Raw genomic sequence first — 4,182 nt, forward strand, 5'->3', positions numbered from 1 at the left:
GATCCTCGGAGAGCTGCTTCACGCCGAGACCGACGCGTTGCTTCTGCTGGTCGATGTCCAGCACCACGCACTCGACCTCGTCGCCCTTCTTGTACTTCTCGTTGGGGTGCGAGATCTTCTCGGTCCAGGACATGTCCGAGACGTGCAGCAGGCCGTCGATCCCCGGCTCGATCTCGATGAACGCGCCGTAGTTGGCGAGGTTCCGGATCTTGCCGTTGATGATCGTGCCCGCGGGCCCGGGTCGCGCCACGCGGGAGCAACCGGGAGGACCGCGAGCCGGGGCTCCCGATCGCGCAAACGGGCAGTATAGAGCGAAACGCAGAGGTCAGAGCGCTGGTGAGGACGACGCCGCGGTCCGGCTGGGTCCCTCCGCAGTGTGTTTCACTCGACGAAAGAATGACTCGACCGTTCCAATGCGCTAGGTCTCATGCGAGACTACAGTTCGTGAGACGCCATAGGAGGCCCAGTGATGACGATCCAGCTGGCACTGATCTCGGTAGTGACGGCTGCTGCATTTGGCGGTGGGGAACCGCAGACACTCCTCGTGCCGTCTGAGTACGCCACGATCCAATCAGCAATCGAGGCGGCCTCCGCCGGCGACGAAGTCGTCGTCGCACCCGGCCTCTACTACGAGGCCGTTGACTTCCTGGGTAAGGCCATCACCGTCCGCAGCTCTGACGGCCCGCTGGTGACGACGATCGATCCGTTCAAGGAGGATCCCCCACGCTGCGACCAGAGGGAGCCATGCGTTCAATTCACGACGTCCGAAGGGCGAGATAGCGTACTGAGGGGTTTCACCCTGACCGACGGCCTCGGTTTCTTCAAAGGTGGCGGTTGCTCCTTTGAGGGTGGTGGCGTCTACATCCTGCAGGCCAGCCCCACAATTGAGGATTGCATTTTCTTCGAGAACTCCCATCAGGCCGGTGGCCTCGCCTTTTCCATCGGATCTCCCCGAATTGATGGCTGCTACTTCGAGGCGAACGAGAGCGCCGTGAGAGGCGAAGGTATTGGCGCCCACGCAGAGTTCTACGATTGCGTTTTTCGGGCGCACGGCGACACGGTCTTCATATCAAGTTCGGCGACCGTCACCCTCGAACGCTGTCGGATCTTCTCGTCCTCTGTAGCCGGGCTGCGCGGCGGCGCCCACGCGACGGCTGTCGTGATCGACAGTGTCTTTGGTGAGAACTTCAAGGGCGTTGAGATTGCCCCGGCCCTCGAGCTTACGGTCTCCGGCACCCTGTTTTGCGACAATGAGATCGCAGATATCGAGGGCGACTACGTCGACGCCGGAGGGAACCAGTTCCTGAAGACTTGCCCTCCTCTGGAGGACATTGACCTCGATGGAATCGTTGGCTTCACCGATCTGCTGAGCGTACTCACCTCATGGGGCATCTGCGTCGGTTGCCCGGCCGACATCGACTTCAGCGGGGAAGTCAATTTCCTGGATCTGCTGAGCGTGCTGGCGGCGTGGGGGTGAGGCCCGACAGACGCCTCCTTCGCGCTAGTTTCGAGGCGAATCAGCTGTCTGCGATGTAGCCGTCAACGACGTCGTCAAAGTCGGCCCAGTCGCTAGAGCCCAACGGTGGCGCCGGCGTGCCCTCCCACACAACGCATTCGCTGATCCCACCCTCAGACGCCATGGCACTACAAATGTCCTGAAAGGCCTGTTTGCTTCGCACGATGCCAGCGCCAGACGGGTTCACATATTTGCCGTTGACAACCAGTGAACCGCCGCCAGGATAGGCGTACTTCATCCCGTTTATTGGCACGAACGGGATTAGCGTCTTGGTTGTGGAATCATTCACGTCGGCCAACACGCGCTCGCACTCGATCTTGCTTCTGGCGTCTAGGGTCTCAGTCGTAGTCCAGACCTTGCCGGCAACGGTGCCGTCGGTCACTGTTGGCAACGACTGTCCGGCCGCCAGGACGATGTCGTTACCGGTCTTGGTTTGTATCAAGTACTCACCGGTGGTCATGGCCGTGCCGCCGGTGATCTCGACGTGGTCGAACTTCCGGGCTGAAGTGTCACCAGTAGGCGCGGTGTACGAAGAGAAAGTACTTCCCGTTGCCTCGATATGCCGGGTCGTGGCGTTGTAATTGAGGCCCGAAAACGTCACTGCCGGATTAGCTGACACAGTCTCCTTGAAACAGCCCAATGGACAGTAGGAGTCTTCGCCGTAGATCGGAGGGCACGAGAAGTCCGACGAAGATGCACAGGTCCACTTCCACCAAGAGGCATACTCCGCGTGAACAAAACTCCGTGCGGTGTCGTAGACGCAGTTGCGACCACTGGTGCCGTCATAATCGACGCCGTGCTGGTAGTGGCAGACCTTGGCGGAGGTGAATGTGGCTCGCAGCTTTGCTCCGAAGCTTGCTTCTACGGCCGCGTCCATCGCTTGGTAGCACATGCCGGTGTACCAGGCTGACCATGCCTGGTTGTCCGAGTGATCCCACCCGTTGCCGTCATCCATGCTTGTGACAGCAGAGGATTGCGCGTCGAACAGGTCTTCCAGGGTGTTGGTGCCGTGTCCGTAGATTCGCTCGGATGAGTACCGGCCAGTTCCATCCTCGTCGTCTCGCATGGCATCAAAGAGGATGGTGGACTCGGTGGAGTGAAACCATGGCAGTGGCGTCTGGGATGCATCGATGAAGAATCTGCTTGGGTACTCGCCGCCCTGTGTGTCCAGATTGCTTTTTAGAGCCACCGCAAAATCTTCGGCCCACACCTTGGTGTCGACGACGCCCTGCTTGAAGAACGGGTTTCGCTTCTCGTTGGTGGCAGAAACGCCGGCAACGTCGGAGACGCTGTCGTCATCGTTGTTAAATAGATAACCGTTGCTCTCGCGAATCTTCACGGCTACATTGCCTGCGCTGTAAGCGAGGGCTCTGATGCCGGCGCCTACGGTGGAAGCAGCAGAGGTAGCTGAGACATCGGTGCTAGTCTTGACAACATCAAAGACGTTGACTCCTCGGTTGCTGCCCTGGTAACCGTCAATGATCCAGAATTTAATGTAGGTCACGGCTCTTGTTTCCCTGACAGGACACCCCTCCGTTAGGAGGGATCGGTCAAAGTCAGGTCAACCGCAACCAGAAGTGGCAAAGCAACATCTCGTCTGTAGGTTCGCCGTGTGATCGTTCGGACGGCGGTGATGATGAGATTCTCTTGACAGCTTGATCAGACAGGCTCCATGTTCAGGTAATGGCGTCCGGTGGCCCATTCCTCGTCGATCTCGGAGAGGATCGCCTGTCGAGGCGTTCGACGGAGGCCGGCAAAGCAACTTTCACCGTGCCGGACCTTCTCGTATCGGGCGTCCAGGATGAGGTAAGTGACCTGGCCGATCTCGCGTGCCCGCCACGCCTGCAGCTCCTCGTCAAGCTCCTGCGCGGCTCGACTGACCTGGCTGCTGGAGACGTCGAGGCCGCAGAGCTCGCGCATGACGTCTGTGACCTTGCGGGTGGAGATGCCAGCCCTTCTCGAGGGCGCCGGGGTAGAACTCGATGCCACGCGTCTTGGGCACCTGGACGGTCGCTCGACTGGCACGTGTGTCGAGGGTCTTCGGCTTGTATCCGTTAGCGTGGCCTCGGCGCGATTCGGATCGGCCTGGGCGCCGAGGGCCTGCTCGCGTTCGAGCTTCATGCCGACCTCGAGGAGCGTCGCGAAGACGGAGGCTGTTGCTTCTGATCCCTGTTCGGTGACGAGTTCCACGACTTGCTCGAGCGCGGTAGAGTGTTCCTGGCGGGTCATGCTTGCTCCTTGCTGTGGTGAGCGAAAGAGCTTGAATGATCCGTCGTCTTTGAATCGTCAACTCGTGGCCGCCGGCGCTACAGTTCGATGCACGAACTAGGCCGCTACCGACAGCGCGCGTCAGGTTGCCACGATCGGAATTGCCGACCGCACGTTACACCCCCGCTCTGAGCGCCACCTCCCGATGTGACTCTCCAGAATCAACGGGTCTCTTCGCCGCCGCGGCGCACGTCCCGCACCCCTGGCAGCGGCCACTTCGAAGCTCCAAGCAATAGAGCCCACGGCCGTGGCCGTGGGCTCTGGATCGTTCTCGGATGATGACGCTGGTTACAGCGAAATCTTGTCGGTGCCGAGCGCGCCGTGCTCGTCCATGCCGCCCTTGGCCGGGACCGGACCCTTCGGATCGCCTTCGCCGCCGCCTTCGCCGCCGCCCTCGC

General features: G+C 60.6%; 5 protein-coding genes. 1 reads left to right on the forward strand and 4 read right to left on the reverse strand.

Annotated features, from left to right (window positions below; all coding sequences use genetic code 11):
* Positions 1 to 322: S1 RNA-binding domain-containing protein (locus tag HKN37_09615; protein NNE46901.1), on the reverse strand; the 322-nt coding region annotated here is incomplete at its 3' end.
* 147 nt (positions 323 to 469) lie between these two features.
* Between HKN37_09615 and HKN37_09620 the strand changes: the two genes are divergently transcribed.
* Complete coding sequence (locus HKN37_09620; protein ID NNE46902.1) at positions 470 to 1,477, forward strand: right-handed parallel beta-helix repeat-containing protein; 1,008 nt, start codon at positions 470 to 472, stop codon at positions 1,475 to 1,477.
* A 40-nt stretch (positions 1,478 to 1,517) separates the two neighbouring features.
* Here HKN37_09620 and HKN37_09625 read toward each other — a convergent pair whose 3' ends face one another.
* The 3 genes from HKN37_09625 to HKN37_09635 form a co-directional block, all read right to left on the reverse strand.
* On the reverse strand, positions 1,518 to 3,020 hold the full coding sequence (locus HKN37_09625) for a hypothetical protein (GenBank protein ID NNE46903.1): 1,503 nt from the start codon (positions 3,018 to 3,020) through the stop codon (positions 1,518 to 1,520).
* A gap of 155 nt (positions 3,021 to 3,175) precedes the next feature.
* On the reverse strand, positions 3,176 to 3,436 hold the full coding sequence (locus HKN37_09630; GenBank protein ID NNE46904.1) for a transposase: 261 nt from the start codon (positions 3,434 to 3,436) through the stop codon (positions 3,176 to 3,178).
* Positions 3,372 to 3,806, reverse strand: a complete 435-nt coding sequence (locus HKN37_09635; GenBank protein ID NNE46905.1) for a hypothetical protein — start codon at positions 3,804 to 3,806, stop codon at positions 3,372 to 3,374. Before HKN37_09635 ends, HKN37_09630 begins: the two co-directional genes overlap by 65 nt.
* Positions 3,807 to 4,182: the final 376 nt, after the last annotated feature.

The sequence above is a fragment of the Rhodothermales bacterium genome, assembly GCA_013002345.1.
In the GTDB taxonomy this organism is placed as follows: domain Bacteria; phylum Bacteroidota; class Rhodothermia; order Rhodothermales; family JABDKH01; genus JABDKH01.

Bases quoted from the DNA above. Each gene is read 5' to 3' on its own strand.
- HKN37_09620 (NNE46902.1), top strand. From the start codon at position 470: ATGACGATCCAGCTGGCACTGATCTCGGTAGTGACGGCTGCTGCATTT.
- HKN37_09630 (NNE46904.1), bottom strand. From the start codon at position 3,436: ATGCGCGAGCTCTGCGGCCTCGACGTCTCCAGCAGCCAGGTCAGTCGA.